The organism is Streptomyces lunalinharesii (genome assembly GCF_039532155.1).
Taxonomy (GTDB): domain Bacteria; phylum Actinomycetota; class Actinomycetes; order Streptomycetales; family Streptomycetaceae; genus Streptomyces; species Streptomyces lunalinharesii.
The window spans coordinates 24,813-48,451 of record NZ_BAAARK010000046.1 but is presented as its reverse complement, the minus strand read 5'-3'; the positions used below and the strand labels follow the sequence as shown (position 1 = coordinate 48,451).

Genomic DNA, 23,639 nt, shown 5'->3' with positions numbered 1-23,639 from the left:
ACGCCGGTTGCTGACCGGCAGAAAAGGCCGCAGCCGTTCCCACTCGGCATCCCTCAGATCACCCCGCCCCATGCCACCATCAACGACCTCGGCACGAAGTAGCCACATGATCGACCGGACAAGTCCTAGGCGGTTTTGACGGCTCCCCCGTCGATGAGGTGGTCGGTGCCGGTGATGGCGGCGGCGCGGGGTGAGGCGAGGTAGGCGACGAGGGCGGCGACCTCGTCGGGTTCGACGAGGCGGTCGATGAGCATGCCCGTCGCGGCGGGCAGTCCCGCCAGGAGTTCGGCGTGGGGGACATTCATGGCGGCGGCGAGTTCGGCGCCGTAGCCGGTCGGGCTCTCCCACATGTCGGTGCGGACCGGCCCCGGGGAGACGGTGTTCACCCGCACCCCTTGCGGGCCGAACTCCTCGGCCAGGGCCTTGCCGAACGCGGTGAGGGCGGCCTTGGCGGTGGTGTAGGCGATCGGGCCGCCGTGCGGGACGCGGGCCCCGACCGAGGACACGTTGACGATCGCGCCGCGCGCGGCTGCCAGGGCGGGCAGAGCCGCGCGAGTCACCCGGACGGTGGCGAAGAAGTTCAGATCCACCACCTGCGCCCACTGAGCGTCGGTCAGGTCGAGGAAACCGCCGTTGAGTCCGCCGTCACCGCCGCCGACGTTGTTGACCAGGATGTCGAGGCCGCCCAACTCCGCGACGGCCTCGGTGACCAGGCGTTCGGCCGCGGCGGGGTCGGACAGGTCGGCCGCCATCGATATCGCGCCGGCCGCCGCCAGTTCCGGGGTGGAGTTCCGGGCGGCGGCGACCACGCGCACGCCTTCGGCCGCCAGGGCACGGACGACGGCCAACCCGATGCCCCGACTGGCGCCCGTGACCAGAGCGGTCTTGCCGTTCAGGTGCAGATCCATGGTGCTCCTCCATTACCGATCGCGTCTTTGGTGATGCAGAGAAGCTAGAACATGCATCATCGATGTTGCAAGTCATGCTGCAGTTGCTTCACTGACGTACCCTTGGTGAGCTGACGCTCTCCTGGAAGGACCCCGCCCGTGGTGCCGCCCGCCTCTCCGAAACCGCTGCGCGCCGACACCGAGCGGACGGTGCGTGCGATCCTCGAAGCCGCCGAGCGGGTGCTGTCCGCCAACCCCGCGGCCACGATGGAGCAGATCGCCGAGGCCGCGGGCGTCGCGCGGACCACCGTGCACCGGCGGTTCGCCTCGCGGGAGGCACTGATCGCGGCGCTGGCCGCGTGGGCGACGCAGCGGTTCCACGAGGCCGTCGAGGCCGCCCGGCCGCAGACCGCCCCGCCCGCCGTCGCGCTCTACCAGGTCACCGCGAACGTGCTCCGCGTGAAGATCGGATGGGGCTTCGCGATGGGCGCCCTGCCCACCGACGCCCCCGAGGTCGCCCGGGTCCACGCCGACGTACTTGCCCGGTGCGCGCAGTTGTTCGTCCGCCTGCGCGACGCCGGCGTGCTCCCGCCCGGCACCGATCTGGACTGGGCGCGGCGCGTCTACTACGCCCTGATCCACGAGGCCGCCATCCAGGCTCCGGAGGACGACGCCGCCCTGGACGCCCTCGCCACCCGCGTCGTCGACACCCTGCTGCACGGCATCGGCACCCCGACCGCCGGCTGACTGCCTGCGCTCGACCAACCTCCCCGCCGACCGGGTGGCGGCCGTCGGTCGTGGCTCTCTACCGCTCCCGCCATGGACCCGGCAAAATCCCGTTCATGGATCAGGGGGTCGCCGCGGTCTGGGCCGCTGGCTTGGCGGGATTCGCGAGCGCGGCGGGTGCCGCGGCGGGGGCAGGGTTGGCGGCGCGTGGAGCGCGTGTTCAGCTGCTCCAGCAAGGCGAGTTGGACCAGCAGGGCAGAACGGAGGAGAGGCGTGTTCAGCATGACGATTGGCGCCGACAGCGCTGCCTCGCCTTCCAGGTGAAGCTGGGGGAAGCCGTCGACGCGCTCGATGAGTTGATGTACGCCCTTCGCAACCGACGAGCACTGGGTGAGGTGCGCGACAAGCTACGAAGGGCGGAAGGGGAGGTGCTCAGGGGGCATTTCGACAATGTGGTGGCGTGTCAGGTGACGGAGCTCGAAGAAATCTCGGGTGCGGCCCTCCGGCGGCTCGAAGCGGCCCTGCAGGCCATAGACGCTCTCCGGCGCAGCCCTTCGCACGTTGCGGACATCGACTCGACGTTGCACCAGCGTTGGCTTGCGCAGCGGCAGAGCCTGTTGGACGCGTACGAGATGTTCTCCAAGGCCCTTCCCCAAGTCCTGCCCACCATGTAGGGCAGTTATGGGTCCAGACCGCCCAGGCCGACTTCCTGCACCGCCTCACCCCGAGCGACTACGTGCCCATCACCGACGTCCCGACGCTCACGATCCCCTATCCCGGCTGGTGGGAGGTTTCCTACCATGCCCGCCTGGTAGTGCAGCAGGCATCCACCACCTATTCCGATGGGTGGGTCGGAACAGCACTGTTCGTGAGCAACGCCCCCATCGCCGGTAGCCAGGCGGTTGCCGGCATTGGTGCCGCTACGAGCGTGCGCCTTGAGAACACCATCGGACAGACGTTCATGCACAAGTTCGATGGCGGTGAGGTCGTAGTGCTCAATGCCCGCGCCATTGGCCAGGCAGCCGCCTGGACAGTGCAGAGCAACGGCGACGGACGCACTCAGATCATGGCCCACTACGTGAGTCCCCGGGGCGATCAGCCCCCGTGAAGTGGGGGCAGAGGTCGAGGGCCGGGGCAGGGAGCCTGATCACGGTGGGGACACTCGTTTCAGCAGTCCGGCCGAGCGGCAAACGCTCCAGCGATCTCACCTTCACGCTCACGCACTGAGCCCTCCTCGGGAGCAGGGGCCTGTCCGGCACGATCGGCCGGACAGGCCCTGGGCGTTGCGTTTGGATCAGTGGGGTGGTCGGTGACGAGATCACCGGGGGGATCGACGCGTTCCCGCTGACCGCTACGGGTCCCGGCTACGTCGGGGCGGCCGTGGTGGCAGACCACCGGCCTTCGACCGCGAGACCTCCAAGCAGCGCAACACCGTCGAGCGGTGCACAACCGCCTCAAGCAACGGCGGGGCATCGCCACCCGCTACGAGAAGACCGCCACCACCTACCGGGCCGGACTCCACGTCGCAGGCGTCTTCGCCTGGTCCGCACGATGATCCAGACGAGAGGCCCCAGTCCATGGCCGCGGTGGGCGGCGGTGGCGGGCGGGGTGGCTCACGCCCGGGCGAGCAGGGCCAGCAGGGCGACGGTGTCCGACTCGTGGGAAGCGAAGACTCCGTGGTCACTGTGCCAGGTGACCGTGTGGGTGGCGCGCTGCGTGAAACGGCGTTGCAGGTCCGGGTGGATGACCCGGTCGTCGGTGCAGCGGACGTATGTGCTGGGCCGCGAGCGCCAGGCCGCAGTCACGGCCGCCTGGTGGCCGGCGGCCATGACCTGTGGGACCAGCTCGGCGACGTGACGCAACCGCCGGTCCGCATCGAGCTGCCCGTGGAACAGTTCCCCGGCTCGGGCCGGATCGATCGTGGTGGTGCCGGTGATGTCACCGATCATGCATGCGCCCAAGTCGCTCGGTGGTGCCTGGGCGAGCAGCCCGAAGCTGGTCTCGCCGACGTCGGGCATCATCGCGGCCAGGTACACGAGCTGCGCCACCTTTTGCGGGGGCAGACCGCTGATGACGGCGCCGCCGTAGGAGTGGCCGCAGGCGACGACGGGACCGGACTCGGCGATGTCGTCCAGTGCGGCTTCGGCGGCGGCAACGTCCCCCGCCAGCGATCCCCGGTGCAACTCGGCGACAGCCACAGGAACGCCGTGCGCACGCAGCCCGGCGGCGACGCCGCGCCACGCCGTGCCGCTGTGCCAGGCGCCGTGTACGAGGAGCACTCCTCGGGGCTCGGCCGGGGAAGTGTGCATGCTCACTCCGGCTCACCCAGCCCCTCGCGCACGGCGCGGCGGGCGCGGTGCAGCCGGGACTTCATCGCCGGTGTACTCAGCCCCAGCGCCGAGGCGACGGTCTTCCCCGGTAGTCCCTGGATGTCTCGCATGATCAGGACGCGACGCTGGTCGTCCGGCAGCGCTGCGATCACGTCGGCCAGCCGCTCGATCTCCAGCCGACCCAGCACATCGTCCTCGGCCGAGGACACCGCTGTTTCGACGGCCGTTTCCGAGCGGTGCGCGAGGCCCCGTGCGCGCCGCAGGCACTCGCTGCGCACGATCCGGAACATCCATGAGGCGAGCGCGGCGGTGGCCCGCAGGGTCCCGATCCTGCGGAACAGGACGATCATCGCTTCCTGCGCCGCGTCCTCGGCGTCCTGACTGCTGGCACACAACGAGAACGCGAACCGCCGGACATGCGGATACACGCCGGAGACCAACACCTCGATCGACGGCTTGTCGCCGCGCTGCGCGGCGCCGACGAGTTGGTCACCCGGCCATGAGGACCTCGTGAACGGGGCCACGGTCCCCCACCTCCCTCGACTCTTCGGCCACATGGCCGCTCACCCATAACGTCCATAAGAGCCAGCGGCAGCAGCAAAGGATTCAGACGAGTTGGATCCACCAGCCGTGTCGCTGGTCAGCAGGGCGGCGACGTCCGGAAGCCGATCCGGGGTGATTCACACAAAACAGCCTAGAACTCGGCGAGTTCGCCCAGGATGCGGGCGGCCGGTGCCGGGTCCACCAGCCACTTCAGGTGGCTGCTCGTGAGCGTGCGGACGTCGTAGGGGTTCTCCGGCGTCAGGGCGTCGCCCTCGCGGATCATCCGGTCCTGCATGGCGGGCGTGATGCTGGTGTCCTCGGTGAGCCGGATGTAGGTCTTGGGGATCCGGCCCCAGGTGTCTGCCTGGGCCCGGTCGCCGGGCGTGCCGATGTCGAGGCTCTCGTCGGGCTGGAAGGTGTTGAGGAAGGCCATGAACTCGTCGTCCGTTCCGTCCGCGAGGAACGCCGCCTTGAAGGCGGCGAGGGCGGCGGGGTCGGCGGTGCGGAAGTTGGAGCGCATCAGCCCGAGCCGGGCGGGATCGCCGACCATCGCCGACGCCAGCCCTGTGGTGTCGACCGTGGCCATTTCGGGCTCGGCGTAGTAGGCGCCGACCTCAAGGTCGACGGGGCACCAGGCGGACACGTAGACGATGCGGTCGATCAGGTCGGGCCGCCGGTTGGCCGCGCCGGTGGCCGCCATGCCGCCGCGGCTGTGGGAGACGAGGATGACGGGCCCGTTCCGCTTGGCCCGCTCCAATGTTCCGATGAGGTGCGCGACGCTGTCGGCGAAAGTGACGCCCTTGATGGCCCCGGGCGTCGTCGCGAGCCCTTCGAGGTCCTGCGGCGCCTGGTAGGCACGCGGGTACGTCGCGGCGAACCCGTGCCCTGGAAGGTCGACGGCGACGGAGCGGTGGCCGAGGAGGCCGAGTTCGGCTTGGAGCGGTGCGAAGGAGAAGGAGTTCCCGAAGGCTCCGTGGACCAGTACGAACGTCGGTTGCATCTGTCTGTCTGCTCACTTTCTGAACTGTGCGGTATCGGCGGCACGCGCACTGCCCGTTCGACGCCGCGCACCGCCGCGCGGCCGGGGGCGGGTACGAGTCGTCGTCCCGCGGCGCACCGTCCCTGCCGAGAGGCGTCTTCGTGCAGGGCGGGCGCCAGCGGACGAGCGCGGAACCACGAGGACGGCTTACGAACGGCCGCCCGTCATCTGAGGGTTCACCGTAGCCAGTGAAAGATCATCCGCACTACTGGTACGAGTCCTTCCGCTTGTGCACTTCACCGGCGCCTCCGCCGCGGATCCGTTGACGCAGGAAGAGGGCGGCACGGTCCAACGCCTCGTCCGCCTCGTCGAGGACGCCGGCGAACGACTGGAAGACGTGCGGCACGTCGGCGGTGACGTCGAGGATGACGTCCACGCCCGCCGCGCTCGCCCGCGCGGCCAGGCGGGTGGAGTCGTCCAGCAGCACCTCGTTGGTACCGACTTGGATCAGTATCGGGGGAAGGCCGGTCAAGTCGGCGTGGACGGCCGGACTCAGCAGGGGCTGGCGCGGGTCGGCGCCGGCGAGGTACATGGCTCCGGTGCGTTCGAGGGCAGCGCGGGTGAAGACCGGGTCGATGCCTTCCTTGGTGTCCATGCTTGCGCCGGTCCGGGTCATGTCGGTGCCCGGGGAGAAGGCGAGGATGCCGGCGGGCAGCGGAAGGCCCGCGTCCCGGGCGGCGAGGCAGGCGGTGACGGTGAGGCCGCCACCGGCGGAGTCCCCCGCGAAGACGATGGCCGCGGGGTCCTCGCCGCGGTCGAGGAGCGCGCGATAGGCGCTCAGGGCGTCCTCGATGGCGGCGGGGAAGGGGTGTTCGGGGGCGAGCCGGTAGTCCAGCGAGTACGCCCTGAGGCCGGTCCTGGCGACGAGGTTCCCGGTCATCGAGAGGGCGGTCCGGGGCGAGCCGAAGACCCAGCCGCCGCCGTGGAAGTAGAGGATCGTCCCGGCGTCGGGGCCGCCGTCCGCCCCTGGGTCCGGTGCCCTCGTCGGCTCGACGTGCAGCGCGGGCCGGTCGCCGAGCGTCGTCGGCGCGGTGCGGATGCTGCTGTGGGGCACGATCATCTGGGCCATCAACTGCCGGAATCCGGCCCGGATCTCCTCGACCGACCGGGGCCCCTCGGGGCCCGGCTGCCGCAGGATCTCGTCGACTCGGATGCGCTGTTCCCTGCTCATGGGCACACTCCTGCCAGAAGTAGCTTCCTGTACACTATATGCCGTGGAATATACATGGAGCGGAGACCGCGCCGCAGCGGATTTCTCCGGGCTGTTCGCCGACCTGGTCCGGTGCGAGACGCGCCTGTACAACGCCCTCAACGACCGTCTCCGCGAACGCCACGGGATCGTCACCTCGCAGTACGAGTGCCTGAGCTACCTGCGCGACCACCCCGGGTGTCGGGTGGCGGACGTGGCCGCCGAGTTCGCCATCGGCGTCGGGGCCACCAGCAAGGGCATCGACCGCCTGGAGAAGCAGGGTTGGGCCGCCCGCCGGCCGAACCCGGCGGATCGCCGGTCCTCCCTGCTGGCCCTGACCGACGACGGCGCGCGGCTCGTCGAGGAGTCGGAACGCACCGTCACCGGCGGCCTGGCCGAACTGCTCGGAGGCGCCCTGGACGCCCCCTCGCTGTCAGCGGTCGCGCAGGCCCTCTCGTCCCTGCGCTCCACGCTCGAACGCGATCAGGTCGGCACGCCCACCGGCTGAACCGGTGACCGGCGCCCTGGTTGGCATCCGGCTCGGGCGCAGTGCCGAGGTGCCGGCGTGCCGGCGTGCCGGGGACGGGCTTGCCGACGTCCTGAGGGGCGACACGCACACCCCGAACGCGGACTTTTCGAAGTGGCTGGTCTCGGCGCCCGGGATGGTCTGTCTACAGGTCCCCTCACAAGTCATCCGGGCCTCCGTCCGACTGGAGAGCTGGTCGACTGCGCCTTCGCCAGCGCCTGGTCCGTGGTCCGGCCGGGCAGAGGTGGAGGTGGAGCTGCCCACCACTGATCTCGGCGTTGAGGTCATCGCCGACGGCGACGTCCCCCTCTGCTGGGACACCGCTCTCGATCACGCTGGGCGGGAGAGCTGTTCGCGCACCCACGCGGGGTCGGGGTTGGTGTGCGGCCGGCCCGCCACGACGACGGTCGGCACGGTCTCGTTGCCGTCGTTGGCTGCCCGCACCGCCGCGGCTCCAGCCGGATCGCGCCAGATGTTGACCCAGTGCAGTTGGCGGGCGTGGCGGCCCAACCGGAGGCGCAGGCGCAGACAGTACGTGCAGCCCGGGCGCCAGTAGACGACCGGCCGGCCATCGGCCGCGCTGCGGCGCTGTGCCTCCGAGGCACCGATCGACCTGGGAAAGAGCAGGGGCGAGGTCACTGCTGCGAGCAGCGCGAACAGGAGCAGCAGCGCAACGGCTGCACCAGGAGCCCCGTTGAGCAACTTCCCAGTCGCCATGGCTGAGCCGCAGAGCACCAACAGCACCGGCAAGATCCAAGCACGCGTCATGAGGGGGAAGGCTACCGGGGGTCGCAGCGCTCCCGGCGCGTGGCGGTGGAACGGGCCGCCGGACGCGGTGGAGTGGCCTGGCCGCACCACGGCAACGAGCGCCGAACGGCGAACGGCGAACGCACCGTGCCCCTCGCCTGCGCGGTGTGTGCGGTCAGCGGCCCACCACCATCCAGTCCAGTAGCGGTGTCGTCTGTGCCCAGGCGAGCAGGCAGAGCACCGCCAGGACGCACAGGCTCCAGCCGATCACCTTGCGCAGGATCTCGCCCTCGCGGCCCGTCAGTCCGACCGCGCTCGAGGCGATCGCGAGGTTCTGCATGGCCTCTGCCTTGCCCTGTACTCCCCCGGTGCTGTTCGTCGCCGCGGCCAGCAGGCCGTCCATGCCGACCCGGTGCGCCGCGGCGACCTGCATCGCGCCGAACAGGGCGTTGGACGAGGTGTCCGACCCGGTCAGCGCCACCCCGAACCAGCCCAGGAACCCCGACAGCAGCGCGAACGCACCGCCCGTCCCGGCCAGCCAGGCACCCAGGGAGACGGCCATGCCGGAGAGGTTCATGACGTAGGACAGTGCCAGGACGCAGCCGATGGACAGCGCGGCCCAGCGGATCTGGCCGCACGCCTCGCCGTAGGCGCGCAGCGCGCGGCCGGGTCGGACCCGCAGGATCAGGACCGTCAGCACGCCGACGACCAGCAGCACCGTGCCGCCCGACCCGAGCCAGTCGAGGTCGTAGACCGCCGCTTTGGGGAGCGTCCCGTCGGCGGTGCGGACGTCGAGTCCCGGCCAGCGGAACGAGATGCCCCGCGCCTCGACGAAGCGGGCCACCGGGCCGTCCACCGACACCAGCGCGAACGCCACGATGAGCAGCGCGTACGGGGCGAACGCCTGGAGCAGCGGCAGGCGCGGCGCCTTCCCCGGTCGTGGGTCGGAGTCGGCTGCGGGATGGGTTCCGGCGGGCCGCCAGAAGCGCAGCAGCACCACGACGGCCAGCACCGAGACCAGGCCGGCCGTGACGTCGGTCAGTTGGTAGGTGAAGAAGTTCGCGCACATGTACTGGCCGGCCCCGAAGGCGACGCCGGCCACCAGTGCTGCCGGCCAGACCTCGCGCAGTCCGCGGCGCCCGTCCAGGATCAGCAGGAGGAAGAAGGGCACCAGCACGGCGATCACCGCCGACTGGCGGCCGACCATGGCGCCGAGGTCGTGCTCGGAGAGGCCGGTGGCCTTGGCGAGTGCCTGGATGGGGTTGCCGACCGAACCGAAGGCGGCCGGTGCGGTGTTGGCGAAGGCGGCCACCGCGGCGGCGCGGAGCGGCGACAGGCCGAGGCCGAGCAGGATGATCGAGGTGATGGCGATGGGGGTGCCGAACCCGGACAGCGACTCGATCATGGCGCCGAAGCAGAACGCGACGACGAGGGCCTGTACGCGGGGGTCCGCGGACAGGGAGGTGAAGGTCCGGCCGATGAGGTCGAAGTGGCCGGAGGCGCGTTGGAGCTTGTTGATCCACACCGCGTTGAGGATGATCCAGACGATCGGGAAGAGGCCGAACGCGGCGCCCTCCGCCGCGCCGTCCGCGATCTGGCCGAGCGGCATCCGGTAGGCGGTGAGGGCGATGACAACGGCGCTGGCCAGGCTCCACAGGGCGGCCCGGTGGGAGGCCATCCGCACCACGCCCAGCAGCACCAGGAGGACCAGGAGCGGGGTGGCGGCCAGCAGTGCGGTGAGCCCCAAGTGGCCCAGGGGATCGGTGACTTGACGGTACACGGCGAGACTCGCTCTCTCCGGCCGCGCGGGCCGGGGCTCGGCGTGCTCGGTCCGTCCGTGGACGCACGAACGGCAGGACGGAATTCCGTGATTCGGATATATTTTTCCGTCAGCCGGAGAGCATGGGTGCGGGTGCAGCGGCCGTCAAGAGGCCGCGCGTCACGCCCTTCGCGCCGCCGAACGCCCCGGCCGCCCGCCCAGCGCCTCGCTCAGCCGTCCCGCCGCCTCGGCGACCAACGCCCCGAACCGGTCCCGCATCGGGTCCGTCAGTCGAGCGGTCGGCACGTTCACGCTGAGGCTCGCCACCGGGCGCCCGGACTCCCCCAGCACCGCCGCCGCCACCGCGGACACGTCCGCCCGCCACTCGCCCCGGTTCGTCGCCCAACCGCGCGCCCGAATCTCGTCGACCTCCGCGCGCAGCACCGCCGGGTCCGTCGCCGTGGTATCCGTGAACCGGGCGAGTCCGCCGGCCAGTTGCTCCGCCACCTCCGCGTCCGACCGGGCCGCCAGCACCGCCTTGCCGTTCGCCGACGCGTGCACCGGCAGGACCTGACCCAGCGGCAGGATGATCCGCACCGGCTGGCCGGTCTCCAACCGCTCGACGAGCACGACCCGTTCACCCTCCGGCACCGCCAGGTGGACCGTCTCGTCCGTACGCGCCCGCAGCTCCTCCATCACCGGCACCGCGGCGTCCCGCAGCCCCAACTCGCCGGTGGCGCGGCGACCCACGTGCAGCGCCTTGGCGGTCACCTGCCAGCGGGTCGGGCGCCCCTCGGCGGGACGTATCCAACCCGCCTCGTGCAGCGTGACGAGCGTGCGCTGCACCGAACTCTTCGGCAGCTCCATCGCGCGCGCCAGGTCGGCGACGCCGATCGGCTGACGCTCGGCCACCTCCTCCAGCGCGCGCAGCGCGTTCCGCACGTTCTGCACCGTTGACTCCCTCCAGGGGCCAGCCCTACGCTCCTCGTGCCTTGAGACGGTACAGCGTGCCACCAGACGGCACAACCCTCCAGGGAAGGGACCGCTCACATGAACTCCCCACTACGACAGGCCAGTTCGCTCCCCTCCACCGGCCGCCACTTCCTCCAGATCCCGGGCCCCACCAACGTCCCCGACCCGGTGTTGCGCGCGCTCGCCGCGCCCACCATCGACCACCGGGGGCCCGCCTTCGCCGAGTTGGCGCGGCGCGTCGTGACCCGCCTCGGCCCGGTCTTCGGCACGACCGGACCGATCGCCCTCTACCCCAGCTCGGGCACCGGAGCCTGGGAGGCCGCCCTGGTCAACACGCTCAGCCCCGGCGACCGCGTGCTGTGCTTCGAGACCGGCCACTTCGCGGTGCTCTGGCAGGAACTGGCCGAACGTCTCGGCCTCGACGTCGAACTCGTCCCCGGTGACTGGCGCCACGGCGCCGACCCCGCCACCCTCGCCGCCCGCCTCGCCCACGATCCGCAGCACCGCATCAAGGCCGTGTGCGTCGTCCACAACGAGACCTCCACCGGCGTCACCAGTCCCGTTCCCCTGCTGCGCCGGGCACTTGACGAGGCGGCGCATCCGGCGTTGTTCCTCGTCGACACCGTCTCCTCGCTCGGCTCCACCGACTACCGGCACGACGAGTGGGGCGTCGACGTCACCGTCGCCGGCTCGCAGAAGGGCCTGATGCTCCCACCGGGACTCGGCTTCAACGCCCTCGGCCCGCGCGCCCTCGAAGCCCACCGCACCGCCCGCCTGCCGCGCGCCTACTGGGACTGGGACCCCCTGCTCGACACCGCCGAACACGGCCGCTTCCCCTACACCCCCGCGACCAACCTGCTGTACGGCCTCGACGTCGCCCTCGACCTGCTGGCGGCGGAGGGCCTGCCGCAGGTCTTCGCCCGGCACGCGCGGCACGCCGCCGCGACCCGCGCCGCCGTCCGCGGCTGGGGCCTGACCGTGCTCTGCGCCGACCCGCGCGCCCACTCGTCCACCCTGACCGCCGTGCTGATGCCGGACGGCCAGGACGCCGACGCGCTCCGCGCCACCGTCCTCGACCGCTACGACATGTCGCTCGGCAACGGTCTCGGGCGGCTCGCCGGGCGGGTCTTCCGGATCGGGCACCTGGGGCAGCTGAGCGACCTGCACCTCGCCGGGGCGCTGGCCGGTGTCCAGATGGGCCTGGCCGCCCACGGCTTCCCGGCCGACCCGGCGGGACTCACCGCCGCCCTCGACGTGATGAGCGCCGCATGAACCACCTGGAGGACATGGACGACATGGACGAGCGGAACGTACCCCTCGTCGAAAGGCGTGCGCCTCGCCCACGCGCGGCCGAGCGAACGGGGGTGCCGGCATGAGCGCCGCCGGTGAGGCGCTGCGTCGTCGCCTCGTGCGCGACCTCGACGGGGCGGTGGCCTTCGACGACCACACCCGCCACCTGTACTCCCGCGACGCCAGCATGTACGCCATCACCCCGCTCGGCGTCGCCTTCCCGCGGCACGCCGAGGACGTCGCCGCCGCCGTGCGCGCCGCCGCGGCGCACGACGCCACCGTGACCGCCCGCGGTGCCGGCACCAGCCTCGCCGGGCAGACCGTCGGCGCCGGCCTGGTCCTCGACTTCTCCCGCCACCTCGACCGCATCACCGACCTCGACCCCACCGCCCGCACCGCCCGGGTCCAACCCGGCGTCGTGCAGGACCAGCTGAACCGCGCCGCCGCGGCGCACGGCCTCGTCTTCGGCCCGGACACCTCCACCAGCAACCGGGCCACCCTCGGCGGCATGCTCGGCAACAACTCCGCGGGCAGCGGCTCACTGCGGCACGGCATGACCATCGACCACGTCCTGGCGCTGGAGGTGGTCCTCTCCGACGGCACGACGACACGCCTCGGGCCCGTGAGCGAACCCGAACGCGCCCGCCGCGCCGCCCGCGCCACCCTGGACGGCCGCCTCCACCGCGAACTGCCCGCCCTCGCCGCGGCGCACGCGGACGCCATCGCCGCCGGCTACCCGGCCCACTGGCGCCGGGCCGGCGGCTACCGCCTGGACCGCCTGGCCGCCGACGCCGACGCCGGACGCCCCTTCGACCCGGCCCGTTTCCTGGTCGGCTCCGAGGGCACCCTCGCCCTCGTCACCGCGGCCGAGGTCCGGCTCGTCCCCCGGCCCGCCCACACCGTCTTCGCCGTCGGCCACTTCACCTCCGTCGGCGCCGCCGTCGAGGCCACCGGCGACGCCCTCGCCTGCGACCCGGCGGCAGTGGAGCTGATGGACCGCACCATCCTCGACCTCGCCCGCCGCAAGATCGAATACGCCTCGCTCGACGCCCTGTTGCACGGCACCCCCGAGGCCCTGCTCTTCGTCAGCCTCACCGGCGACGACGAGGACGAACTCCGCGGCCGACTGGCCGATCTGGCGGGCCGGTGGCGGCGCCACGGCCACGGCTACCACACCCTGATCGCCGAGACGCCCGCCGAGCAGGCCGCCCTGCTCACCGTCCGCAAGTCCTCCCTCGGTCTGCTGATGGCCGCCGGTTCGGGCACCGACCGACCGCTGGCCTTCGTCGAGGACACCGCCGTCGACCCCGCCCACCTGCCCGCCTACACCCGCCGCTTCAAGGAGATCCTCGACCGGCACGACATGACCGCCGGCTTCTACGGCCACGCCTCCGTCGGCTGCCTGCACATCCGCCCGTTCGTCGACCTCACCGACCCCGCGCGGGTCGCCGCCATGCGCGCCGTCGCCGAGGAGGTCCGCGACCTCGCCGCTGAGTACGGCGGAGCCAACTCCAGCGAGCACGGCGACGGGCTGGCCCGCAGCGAGTTCAACCGCCGGCTGTTCGGCGACGAGCTCTACGAGGCGATGCGGGCGGTGAAACGTCTCTTCGACCCCGACGCGCGCCTCAACCCCGGCAAGATCGTCGACGCCGGGCCGATGACCGACCACCTGCGCGATCCGGCCCTGCCTCCGGCCCCCGGGCTACGCACCCGCCTGGACTTCGCCGACACCGGCGGGATGCGCGGCGCCGCCGACCGGTGCATGAACATCGGACTGTGCCGCAAGGACGCGCACGGCACCATGTGCCCCTCCTACATGGCGACCCGAGAGGAGCAGCACGCCACCCGGGGACGCGCCGGCGCCCTCGTCAAAGCCCTGTCCGCGGCCGACCCCAGGGCCGCGCTCGGGGACGACCGCCTGCACGAGGCCCTCGACCTGTGCCTGATGTGCAAGGCGTGCCGGAGCGAGTGCCCGCTCGGCGTCGACCTGGCCGCCCTCAAGGCGGAGGCCCTCTCGCACCGCCACGACCTGCACGGCGTCCCGCTGCGCAGCCGGCTCTTCGGCGCCATCCGGACGCTCAACCGCCTCGGCTCCGCCCTCGCCCCCCTCCCCGCCCTGCTCGACCACGCCCCCGGCGCCCGGCGCCTGTTGGCTCGGCGGCTCGGCCTCGCCGCCGACCGCCCGCTCCCGCTCCCCCTCCGCGGCAACCTCGTCCGCTGGCACCGGCACCGCGTCGGGCCCGGCCACCAGGCACCGTGGGGAACCGTCACCTTCCTCGCCGACTCCTTCACCACCTACACCGAGCCGGCGGTCGGCCGGGCCGCCGTCGAACTCCTCGAACGCGCCGGCTGGGCGGTCCGGTTGGAAAGCCGCGGCTGCTGCGGCCGCGCCGCCTACTCCAAGGGCCTGCTCGACCGTGCCGCGGCGGCCTCGCTCGCGCTCACCCGTCGGCTGGCCGCCACGGACGGCCCGATCACCGGATGCGAACCCTCCTGCCTCCTCACTCTCCGCGACGAGCACCTCCGCCTGCATCCGGACGTCCCGGAGGTCCGCCAGGTCGCCGCGCGCGTCCGGCAGACCGAGGAACTCCTCACCGAGGCGATCGACGCCGGGCGGCTCCACCTGCGCCCCGACAACCCCTACGCCGGGCGCCGCATCGTCTACCACGGGCACTGCCACCAGAAGGCGGAGGTCGGCACCGCCGCCACGGTGGCCCTGCTGCGCCGCATCCCCGGCGCCCAGGTCGCCGAACTGGACGCCGGCTGCTGCGGAATGGCGGGCTCCTTCGGCTTCGAGGCCGAGCACTACGCGTTGTCCCTGCGCATCGCCCGCGACCGCCTCGTTCCGGCACTCGCCGCCGAGCCCCCGACCACCGTCATCGCGGCCACCGGCGTCTCCTGCCGCCAGCAGATCGCCCACACCACGCACCGCGCCGCGCGCCACCCCCTCCAACTCGTACGGGACGCCCTCGCGGACGCGCCCGGCCACCGGCGCGAGGACGGGGGCGGTGACGGGGACGGGGACGAAGACGGGGGCGGGCCGGACGCGTGAGTCCGGTTGCGGGGAAGGAAGGCCGGTGGAGCCGGCTCGACGGTGCCGTCCCACCGATCGAGCCGCTCTGCCGCGGCCGAACGGGTGCCTTCCTCCGGAGCCGGCAACCGCGGGGAACCTGCCGTCGTCCTCAACAACGTCCCGTCTCAAGGAGGTTAAGCGGTGGGTACGCACGCCGACATCGTCACACCGCTGCCCGAACTGCTCGGGGACCACGCCCGTCGCCTCGGGGACAAGGTCTGCTTCCAGGACCGGTTCAGGCGGGTGACGTACCGGGAGCTGGCGGGCAGGACCGCACGGCTGGCCGGTCACCTGGTGGGACTCGGCGTGGCGCGCGGTGACCGGGTGGCCGTACTGCTCGGCAACCGCGTCGAGGCGGTCGAGGGCCTGCTCGCCGTCACCCGGGCGAGCGGCGTGGGCGTGCCCCTGGACCCCGGCAGCTCCGAGGCTGAGCTGACCCGCCTGCTGGACGACAGCGGGGCACGGGTCCTGCTCACCGACGACGCCTGCCTGACGCGGCGGCGCACGCTGTCGTCGCGGCCCGGGCTGACGGTGGTGGTGGCCGCGGGCGGCGACGACGAGGACGGGGCGGCGGGCTCGCCTTCGTCCGCGGGCGTCGCGGAGCCGGCCGTCGGCCGGCCCGCCGCGACGTCCCCGGACGGCGCGCTGCGGTACGAGGAGTTGGCGGGCACCGAGCCGCGGACCCCGGCCCGGGACGATCTCGGACTGGACGAGGTGGCCTGGCTGCTCTACACCTCGGGCTCCTCCGGCGTGCCCAAGGGCGTCCTGTCCACCCAGCGCAACCGCCTCTCGCCGGTCGCGACGGGCCTCGTCGGCGTCCTGGGCCTGTCCGAACGGGACCGCGTGCTGTGGCCGTTGCCGCTCCATCACGCGATGAGCCAGGTGGTGTGCTTCCTCGGGGTGACCGTAGTGGGGGCGAGCGCGGTGCTGCTGCCCCGGTTCACGGTGGCGGGCGTGCTCGCCGAACTGCGGCGCGGGGACGCCCCGTTCACCCTGCTCGGCGGGGTTCCGACCACGCATGCGGCGCTGCTCGACGCGGTCCGGGACGAGCCGGGCGGCGGGGACGGCGTCGGCCTCGGCGCCCCCGCGCTGCGGGGCTGCGTCAGCGCGGGGGCCGCGGCGGGGCCCGGGTTCCGCGAGTCCTTCGAGGCGATCTGCCGCGTCCCCTATCTGGAGCACTACGGCAGTACGGAGGCGGGCCCGGTCACCATGACGGCGCCGGGCGAGGCGCCGGCCTCCGGGGCGTGCGGCCGGGTGCTGCCCGGCACCCGGGTCCGGGTCGGCGGCCCCGACGGTCGGGACACGGGCGAGGGCGAGTTGTGGGTCAACGGGCCCGGGATCATGGCTGGTTACCACGGCAGGCCGGAAGCCACCGCCGAGGTGCTGCGCGACGGCTGGTTCCGCACGGGTGACCTGGTCAGGATCGACGCCTCCGGTGAACTGGTGGTCACCGGCCGGGCGAGCGACCTGATCATCCGGGGCGGGGTGAACGTCCACCCTTCGGAAGTGGAGGCGGTGCTGCGGCGGCTCCCGGGGGTCGCGGACGCCGCCGTGGCCGGACGCCCGCACCCGCTCTTCGGGGAGGTGCCGATCGGCTATCTGGTCGCCGGGCCCGGTGCCGGCGCATGGGACAGGGGTCGCATCCTCGCCGCCTGTCGCGCGGAACTGTCCGGCGTCAAGGTGCCGGTCGAGCTGTTCGAGGTGGCGGCCGTGCCCCGTACCGCCGCCGGCAAGGTCCTGCGGCGCGAACTCGCCGACCTGCCCGCGCGGGCGCTGGCCGGGCCGGACGCCGGGAATCCGCCGGAGGACCTGCTGGCCCTGGTGCGGAGCGAGGTGGCCGCGGTGCTCGGCTGTCCGCCTCGGGCGGTGGAGCCCGGCACCGCGCTGCGCGACCTGGGCATGGACTCCCTGACGGCGACGGTACTGCGGGAGCGGTTGTCGGCGGTGACCGGCCTACGGCTCTCCGAGGCCGTCGCCTTCGACTTCCCCACGGCCGCCGCGCTCGCCGCCCACCTGGGGGAACGGGACGCCGCCGGGCCGACCGCCGCCGGGCCGCTGACCGGCAGCGCGGCCCGGTCGGACGACGATCCGGTGGTGATCGTGGGGATGGCGTGCCGCTATCCCGGGGACGTGACCTCTCCCGAGGAACTGTGGCGGCTGGTGGCCGAAGGCAGGGACGCCATCGGCCCGTTCCCCACCGACCGGGGGTGGGACACCCGGGCGCTGTACGACCCGGACCCCGGACGGCCCGGCCGGACGTACGTGCGCGAGGGCGGTTTCCTCTCCGGTGCGGACCGCTTCGACCCCGGCTTCTTCGGCATCTCGCCCCGCGAGGCGCTGGCCATGGACCCGCAGCACCGGCTGCTGCTCGAAGTGGCGTGGGAGTCCTTCGAGCACGCCGGTCTCGTCCCCGCCACCCTGCGCGGCTCGGCGACCGGGGTGTACGTCGGGCTGATGTACAGCGACTACGCCCGCCGCCTGACGAGGACGCCCGAGCACGTCGAGGGGTACCTCGGCCTCGGCAACGCCGGGAGCGTCGCCTCGGGGCGCATCGCCTACGCCTTCGGCCTCGAAGGCCCGGCCCTCACCGTGGACACGGCGTGTTCCTCGTCCCTGGTGGCCCTGCACCTGGCGGCGCAGGCGTTGCGGCGCGGTGAGTGCGCCTTCGCGTTGGCCGGCGGCGCCACGGTCATGTCGGGGCCCTCGTCGTTCGTGGAGTTCAGTCGCCAGCGGGCGCTGGCACCGGACGGCCGGTGCAAGGCGTTCGGCGCGTCCGCCGACGGCACCGGGTGGGCCGAGGGCGCCGGCATGCTGCTGCTGAGCCGGTTGTCGGAGGCCCGCCGCGCCGGGCTTCCGGTGCTGGCCGTGGTGCGCGGCTCGGCGGTGAACCAGGACGGGGCGAGCAACGGGCTGACCGCACCGCACGGACCGGCGCAGCAGCGGGTGATCCGACAGGCACTCGCCGACGCGGGGCTGGCCCCCGGGGACGTCGACGCGGTGGAGGCGCACGGCACCGGCACCCGGCTCGGGGACGTCATCGAGGCGGAGGCGTTCTTCGCGACGTACGGGCGCGGGGCTCGGCAACGTCCCCTCCGACTGGGCTCGGTGAAGTCGAACCTCGGTCACGCCCAGGCCGCCGCCGGAGTGGCCGGCGTGATCAAAATGGTGCAGGCGATGCGGTACGGCGTGCTGCCGCGGACGCTGCACGCCGACGAGCCGACCCCGCGCGTCGACTGGTCGTCGGGGCGGATCGCGCTGCTGACGCGGGCGGTGGAGTGGCCCGCGACGGACCGCCGGCGCCGGGCGGGGGTGTCCTCCTTCGGCATCAGCGGCACCAACGCCCATGTGGTGCTCGAAGAGCCACCGGCCGACGGAGCGGCCGCACTGCCCGCCACGGTGGACGGCGGGGCCGCGAGCGACCGGGCCGCGCGCGGGACGGTGCGGGAGGGTGCGCCGCGCCCCCGACGGGCCGCGGTGGCCCTAGTGGTGTCGGCCAGGACCGTGCCGGGGTTGCGGGCCCAGGCACGACGGCTGCACGACCACGTGGACGCCGCCCCCGATGCGTCCCTGGTGGACCTCGGGCACTCGCTCGCCACCACGCGGGCAGCCTTCGCGCACCGGGCCGTGGTGGTGGCCCGGAACCGTGCCGAACTGCTCGGCGCCCTGCGGGCCGTGGCGCAGGAGGACGACGGCGGCCGGCCCGGGGTCCACACGGGCACGTCCCGCCCTCTCGGCCCGCCGGCCCTGCTTTTCACCGGCCAGGGCAGTCAACGCGCCGGCACGGGCCGTGAACTGTACGCGTCGCGGGAGCTGCACCCGGCCTTCGCCCGTTCGCTGGACGAGTGCGCCGCCCTGCTCGACCCGCTGCTGCCGGTGCCCCTGCGGGAGGTCATGTTCGCCGGGCCCGGTACGGCGGCGGGCGGGCTGCTGGCGACGACCCGGTTCGCGCAGCCGGCGCTGTTCGCCCTGGAGACGGCCCTGTTCCGGCAGTTCGAGTCCTGGGGGGTGCGCCCCGGCGCGGTGGCCGGGCACTCGGTGGGTGAGGTGACGGCGGCCCATGTCGCCGGGGTGTTGTCCCTCGCGGACGCGTGCACGCTCGTGGCGGCCCGGGGCCGGCTGATGGACGCGCTGCCGGCGGGCGGCACGATGGCGGCGGTGGCCGCCGGCGCGGACGAGGTGGCCGCCCACCTGGCCGGGACCGGGCGTGCGGTGGAGATCGCCGCGATCAACGGGCCCGCCTCGGTGGTCGTCTCCGGCGACGAGGCCGCGGTGCGGGAGACCGCCGCGTACTTCCGGCAGCGGGGCCGTTCGGTGACGCCGCTGCAGGTCGGTCACGCCTTCCACTCCGCCCGGATGGAACCCGTGCTGGCGGACTTCGCGGACGTGGTCCGGCGGCTGTCGTTCGCCGCGCCGCGGCTGCCGCTGCTCACCGCCGTGGCGGGCCGGGCGGCCACCGACGCGGAGCTGTGCACCCCGGAGTTCTGGGTGGACCACGTCCGCCGCCCGGTGCGCTTCGCCGACACGGTGGCGCACCTGGCGGAGCGCGGCGCGGCACACTACGTCGAGTTGGGGCCGGACGGCGTGCTCACCGGCCTGGTGCGGGACTGCCTCGCCGCGTCCGGCCCCTCCCCGGCCGACCCGGGCACGGACGGGAACGGGGACGGGGCGGGCGGCGAACGGGGAGCGGCGCCACTGGTCCTGCCGACCCTGCGCAGGACGCGGCCCGAGCCGGACGCCCTGCTCGACGCGCTGGCCGCGCTGCACGCCCACGGCGTGCCCGTCGACTGGCGGGCCATCTTCGCCGGCCGCGGCGGGCGGCGCGTCGCCCTGCCCACGTACGCCTTCCAACGCCGCCGGTACTGGCTGAACGCCACCCCGGAACAACCACCCGCCTCCCCTACGGCCGAGCCCGCCCACCCGTTCCTGGGGTCGTGCACCCGCACCGCCGACGACGGCGGGTTGCTGCTGAGCGGGCTGCTCTCGGTGTCCGACCAGCCGTGGCTCGCCGACCACGTGGTGGCCGGCCAGGTCCTGCTGCCGGCGACCGCCTTCGTCGACATGGCCCTGCGCGCCGGCGAGTTGGTGGGCGCGGCCCTGCTGGACGAGCTCGTCCTGACCGCGCCGCTGCCCCTGCCCCCGGAAGGCGCCGTCGCGTTGCAGGTGAAGGTGGCGGGGGCGGACGACGCGGGCCGGCGGGCCGTGTTCTTCCACTCCCGGCCGCCCGCCGCGGCGGGCGCGGAGCCCTGGCTCCGGAACGCCGTCGGCACGCTGTCGCCGGCGCCGCCCGCGGACGAGGAAGCGACCGCCGCCGGCAGCGACGGCATGCCCCGGCCGCACGCGCCCTGGCCGCCGGAGGCGGCGGTGCCCCTGCCCACCGGCGGTCCGGAACACGGCCCCTACGAGCAACTGGCCGCCGACGGGCTGCGGTACGGTCCCGCCTTCCGGGGCATGCACGCCGCCTGGCGGCACGGCGAGGAGCTGTACGCCGACGTCACGCTGCCCGAAGCGGCCCTGGCACCACGCCCGGAGGCGGACGCCCCGCAGTTCGTCCTGCACCCCGCACTGCTCGACGCGGCGCTGCACGCCCTGGCCCTGGACGGCCTCGCCACCCACCGTTCCTGGGCGGCCGATCCGGCGGCCGGCGGGCTGTCCCTGCCGTTCGCCTTCAGCCACGTGCGCGTGCACACCAGTGGCGCACGGCACTTGCGGGTGCGGGTGGCCCCCGGGCCCGACGGGCACACCGGAGTGGAGCTGACCGACGGGTCGGGCGCACCGGTGGCGACGATCCGTTCGCTGACCCTCCGGCCCCTGCCGCCTACCGTCTCGCCGACAACGGCGGACACGGTCACCGGCGCCCGCCACGAGACGACCACCGGCGCGCTCCACCGGACGGCCTGGATGCCGCTGCCCGAGCCGCCCGCCCCAGGGTCGACACCCCGCTGGGGGGTTCTGGGCACGGCGGGCACACCGCTGGTGGACGCCCTCGCGCCGCCGGGCTCCGGCGTCCCGGTGTACCGCGACCCAGCGGCGTGCGACGCGTCGTCGGCCGTCGTCGTGGCACCGTGCCCGCCACCCGACGCGGCCGGCGACGCGCACGACCGGGCCGCCGGCTTGCTGCGGGCGGCGAACTGGGCGCTGGGCCTGGTGCAGCAGTGGCTCGCCGAACCCCGCCTGTCCCGCTCCCGGCTCGTCCTCGTGACCTGGTGTGCCGTCACTTCGACCGACGCCGGTCTCCCCACGGACGGCGCCGCCGGTCACGGGGAGAGCGGCCGGTCCGGCGGGGCGGCGCGTGTGCTGTCCCACGCACCGGTGTGGGGCCTGGTCCGCTCGGCCCTGCGCGAGAACCCGGGCCGCTTCGCCCTGATCGACGTGGACGAACACCCCGACTCCTGGGGTGCGGTGCCCGCCCTGCTCGCCGCCTCGGTACCGGAGGCGGCCGTGCGCCGGGGAACGCCGTACGTGCCGAAGCTCGTGCCGCTGCCCGGGGCGGCGTCGCCACCGCGGGAACGACGGCCGCTCGACCCGCAGGGCACCGTCCTGGTCACCGGCGGCACCGGTTCCCTGGGCAGGTTGGTGGCGCGGCACCTGGTCACCGCCCACGGCGTCCGCCACCTGCTGCTCGCCGGCCGCCGTGGGCCGGACGCGCCCGGGGCCCGGGAACTCGTCGCGGAGCTGCGCGAGGCGGGCGCCCAGGTGACCGTGCGCGCCTGTGACGTCGCGGACCGGACCGCGCTCGGCGCGCTGCTCGACGCGGTACCGGCGGCCCACCCGCTGACCGGCGTCGTGCACACCGCGGGGGTGCTGGACGACGGCGTCGTCACGGCGCTCACCACCGACCGTCTGCGCCGGGTGCTGCGCCCCAAGGCGGACGCCGCCCTCGCGCTGCACGAACTGACCCTCGGCCACGACTTGGCCGTGTTCGCGCTGTTCTCCTCGGTGGCGGGCGTCCTCGGCTCCGCCGGCCAGGCCAACTACGCCGCGGCCAACTGCGTGCTGGACGCCCTGGCACGACACCGCGGTCGGCTCGGACTGGCCGGCACGTCGATCGCCTGGGGACCCTGGCACCAGGACGACGGCATGATGGCGCACCTCGACGAAGCAGACCGGCAGCGGATGGCCCGTTCCGGGTTCGTCCCGCTCGGACCGGACGAGGGCCTGGCCCTCTTCGACGCCGCCGTGGCCGGTGCCGAACCGGTGGTGGTGGCCGCCCGCCTCGCCCCGGCCGCCGACGCGGGAGACGGGGAGGGCGGCGGAGTCGGGGGCGGCGACCGACTCGGCCGGGCATCCGCGGTCGCTTCCCCCGGCGAGCGGGCCGGGACGCTGCTCACCCGGGTCCGGACCCTGGCCGCCCGCGTCCTGGGCCACGCGGAGGACGCGAGCGAGATCGACGCGGACGCCCTGCTCGCGGACCTGGGACTGGACTCCCTGGCCGCGGTCGAACTGCGCAACGAACTCGCGACATGGACGGGACTGGCACTGCCGTCCACGCTGCTCTTCGACTTCCCGACGCCGCGCGCGCTCGCCACCGAGCTGACGCGGCGGTACGCCGCCGAGGCACCGTCCGTGGGCACGACGTCCGACGCCCCGGACCGGCCCGCGGCCACCGGCCCCGCGGACGCTCCGAACACCACGGACGCTCCGGACACCGCCTACGCCCCGGACTTCCTGGGCGCGCTCTTCCGTGCCGCCTGTGCCCGGGAACGGAGTTGGGACGGCATGGCGCTCCTCACCGTCGCCGCGCGCCTGCGCCCCGTCTTCGACCGGACCGGGGCGCCCGCGGCGGGGCACGAACCCGTCGTGCTCGCGGCGGGCGGCACGGGCGCCGGGCTGGTCTGCTCCCCCGCGCTCAGCGCGCTGTCCGGACCGCAGGAGTACGCGCGCCTCGGCGCCGGGCTGCGCGGACTGCGGCCGGTTTCCGCCGTACGGCACCCGGGATTCGAACCCCAGGAGGCACTGCCCGCCACACTGGACGCTCTCGTCACCGCCCAGGCCGTCGCCGTCCGCACGGCTGCGGCCGACGGCCCCCTCGTACTGGTGGGGCGATCGGCCGGCGGCTGGGTGGCCCATGCCGTCGCCGAGCGCCTGGCGTCCGAGGGCACCGCCCCCGCGGCCGTCGTCCTGCTGGACACCTATCCCCCAGGCCACGGCGACCGGGGTGCGGCGCTCTCCACCATGACGTCGGACATGCTGCGCCGGGCGGCGGAGTTCGCCGCTGCCAGCCCCTACCGACTCACCGCCATGGCCGGATACTTCGATCTCTTCAGCGGCTGGAAACCCACCCCGCTCACCTGTCCCACCCTGTACGTACGGGCCCGCGACCTCCTGCCCGGCGCCGAACCCGCCCCGGACTGGAGCCTGCCGCACGCCGAGGTCACCGTCCCCGGCGACCACTTCACCATGTTGGAGGCACACGCCCGCACCACCGCACGCGCCATCCACCAGTGGCTTTGCGCCAACTCGCGCTGAGGACGCCCGGGGAGGGACGGGGCGCGGGCGCCCCTCGGCAGCCTTCTGCACCCGGCGTCGGCACAGTGCTTCCACACGCACTCAACGCTCAG

General features: G+C 73.8%; 15 protein-coding genes and 1 pseudogene. 8 read left to right on the top strand and 8 right to left on the bottom strand.

Translation table 11 applies throughout. The features are described 5' to 3' along the window. Positions 1 to 125: 125 nt before the first annotated feature. Positions 126 to 908 carry an oxidoreductase gene (locus ABD385_RS36265; protein WP_344583909.1) on the bottom strand — a complete coding sequence of 261 codons (783 nt, stop codon included), beginning with the start codon at positions 906 to 908 and terminating at the stop codon, positions 126 to 128. A 138-nt stretch (positions 909 to 1,046) separates the two neighbouring features. On the opposite strand from ABD385_RS36265, the gene ABD385_RS36260 reads away from it, so the two are divergent. The 4 genes and pseudogenes from ABD385_RS36260 to ABD385_RS36245 all read left to right on the top strand — a co-directional run. Further along, positions 1,047 to 1,634: a TetR/AcrR family transcriptional regulator gene (locus ABD385_RS36260; RefSeq protein WP_344583908.1), complete on the top strand. Its 588-nt coding sequence runs from the start codon at positions 1,047 to 1,049 to the stop codon at positions 1,632 to 1,634. Between the two features lie 95 nt (positions 1,635 to 1,729). After that, the gene (locus tag ABD385_RS36255; protein WP_344583907.1) at positions 1,730 to 2,287 is read left to right on the top strand and encodes a hypothetical protein; all 558 of its coding nucleotides are present in this window, start codon (positions 1,730 to 1,732) and stop codon (positions 2,285 to 2,287) included. Between the two features lie 62 nt (positions 2,288 to 2,349). Further along, entirely contained in the window at positions 2,350 to 2,721 is a 372-nt protein-coding gene (locus ABD385_RS36250; protein ID WP_344583906.1) for a hypothetical protein, read from the top strand. Between the two features lie 235 nt (positions 2,722 to 2,956). Beyond that, positions 2,957 to 3,168, top strand: a pseudogene (locus ABD385_RS36245) (IS5/IS1182 family transposase); the annotation flags it as partial. 58 nt (positions 3,169 to 3,226) lie between these two features. Here ABD385_RS36245 and ABD385_RS36240 read toward each other — a convergent pair. From ABD385_RS36240 to ABD385_RS36225, 4 genes are all read right to left on the bottom strand, one after another. After that, complete coding sequence (locus ABD385_RS36240; RefSeq protein WP_344583905.1) at positions 3,227 to 3,922, bottom strand: alpha/beta hydrolase; 696 nt, start codon at positions 3,920 to 3,922, stop codon at positions 3,227 to 3,229. A gap of 2 nt (positions 3,923 to 3,924) precedes the next feature. Then, the gene (locus tag ABD385_RS36235) at positions 3,925 to 4,467 is read right to left on the bottom strand and encodes an RNA polymerase sigma factor (protein WP_344583904.1); all 543 of its coding nucleotides are present in this window, start codon (positions 4,465 to 4,467) and stop codon (positions 3,925 to 3,927) included. Positions 4,468 to 4,637: 170 nt separating this feature from the next. Continuing rightward, complete coding sequence (locus ABD385_RS36230) at positions 4,638 to 5,486, bottom strand: alpha/beta hydrolase (RefSeq protein ID WP_344583903.1); 849 nt, start codon at positions 5,484 to 5,486, stop codon at positions 4,638 to 4,640. A 244-nt stretch (positions 5,487 to 5,730) separates the two neighbouring features. Next, positions 5,731 to 6,696, bottom strand: coding sequence for an alpha/beta hydrolase (locus ABD385_RS36225; protein WP_344583902.1), 966 nt, complete (start codon positions 6,694 to 6,696; stop codon positions 5,731 to 5,733). 43 nt (positions 6,697 to 6,739) lie between these two features. Between ABD385_RS36225 and ABD385_RS36220 the strand changes: the two genes are divergently transcribed. Continuing rightward, the gene (locus ABD385_RS36220; RefSeq protein WP_344583900.1) at positions 6,740 to 7,222 is read left to right on the top strand and encodes a MarR family winged helix-turn-helix transcriptional regulator; all 483 of its coding nucleotides are present in this window, start codon (positions 6,740 to 6,742) and stop codon (positions 7,220 to 7,222) included. Between the two features lie 348 nt (positions 7,223 to 7,570). Here ABD385_RS36220 and ABD385_RS36215 read toward each other — a convergent pair whose 3' ends face one another. The 3 genes from ABD385_RS36215 to ABD385_RS36205 form a co-directional block, all read right to left on the bottom strand. Further along, the gene (locus tag ABD385_RS36215; RefSeq protein ID WP_344583899.1) at positions 7,571 to 8,008 is read right to left on the bottom strand and encodes a glutaredoxin domain-containing protein; all 438 of its coding nucleotides are present in this window, start codon (positions 8,006 to 8,008) and stop codon (positions 7,571 to 7,573) included. 154 nt (positions 8,009 to 8,162) lie between these two features. Continuing rightward, entirely contained in the window at positions 8,163 to 9,767 is a 1,605-nt protein-coding gene (locus ABD385_RS36210; protein ID WP_344583897.1) for an L-lactate permease, read from the bottom strand. Positions 9,768 to 9,926: 159 nt separating this feature from the next. Continuing rightward, complete coding sequence (locus ABD385_RS36205) at positions 9,927 to 10,697, bottom strand: IclR family transcriptional regulator (protein ID WP_344583896.1); 771 nt, start codon at positions 10,695 to 10,697, stop codon at positions 9,927 to 9,929. Between the two features lie 99 nt (positions 10,698 to 10,796). Between ABD385_RS36205 and ABD385_RS36200 the strand changes: the two genes are divergently transcribed. The 3 genes from ABD385_RS36200 to ABD385_RS36190 all read left to right on the top strand — a co-directional run bounded on the left by ABD385_RS36200 (position 10,797) and on the right by ABD385_RS36190 (position 23,547). Continuing rightward, a complete protein-coding gene (locus tag ABD385_RS36200) occupies positions 10,797 to 11,990 on the top strand; it encodes a pyridoxal-phosphate-dependent aminotransferase family protein (RefSeq protein WP_344583894.1) in 1,194 nt (397 codons plus the stop codon). A 100-nt stretch (positions 11,991 to 12,090) separates the two neighbouring features. Next, entirely contained in the window at positions 12,091 to 15,060 is a 2,970-nt protein-coding gene (locus tag ABD385_RS36195) for an FAD-binding and (Fe-S)-binding domain-containing protein (RefSeq protein WP_344583893.1), read from the top strand. A 162-nt stretch (positions 15,061 to 15,222) separates the two neighbouring features. Next, entirely contained in the window at positions 15,223 to 23,547 is an 8,325-nt protein-coding gene (locus ABD385_RS36190; RefSeq protein ID WP_344583892.1) for a type I polyketide synthase, read from the top strand. Positions 23,548 to 23,639: the final 92 nt, after the last annotated feature.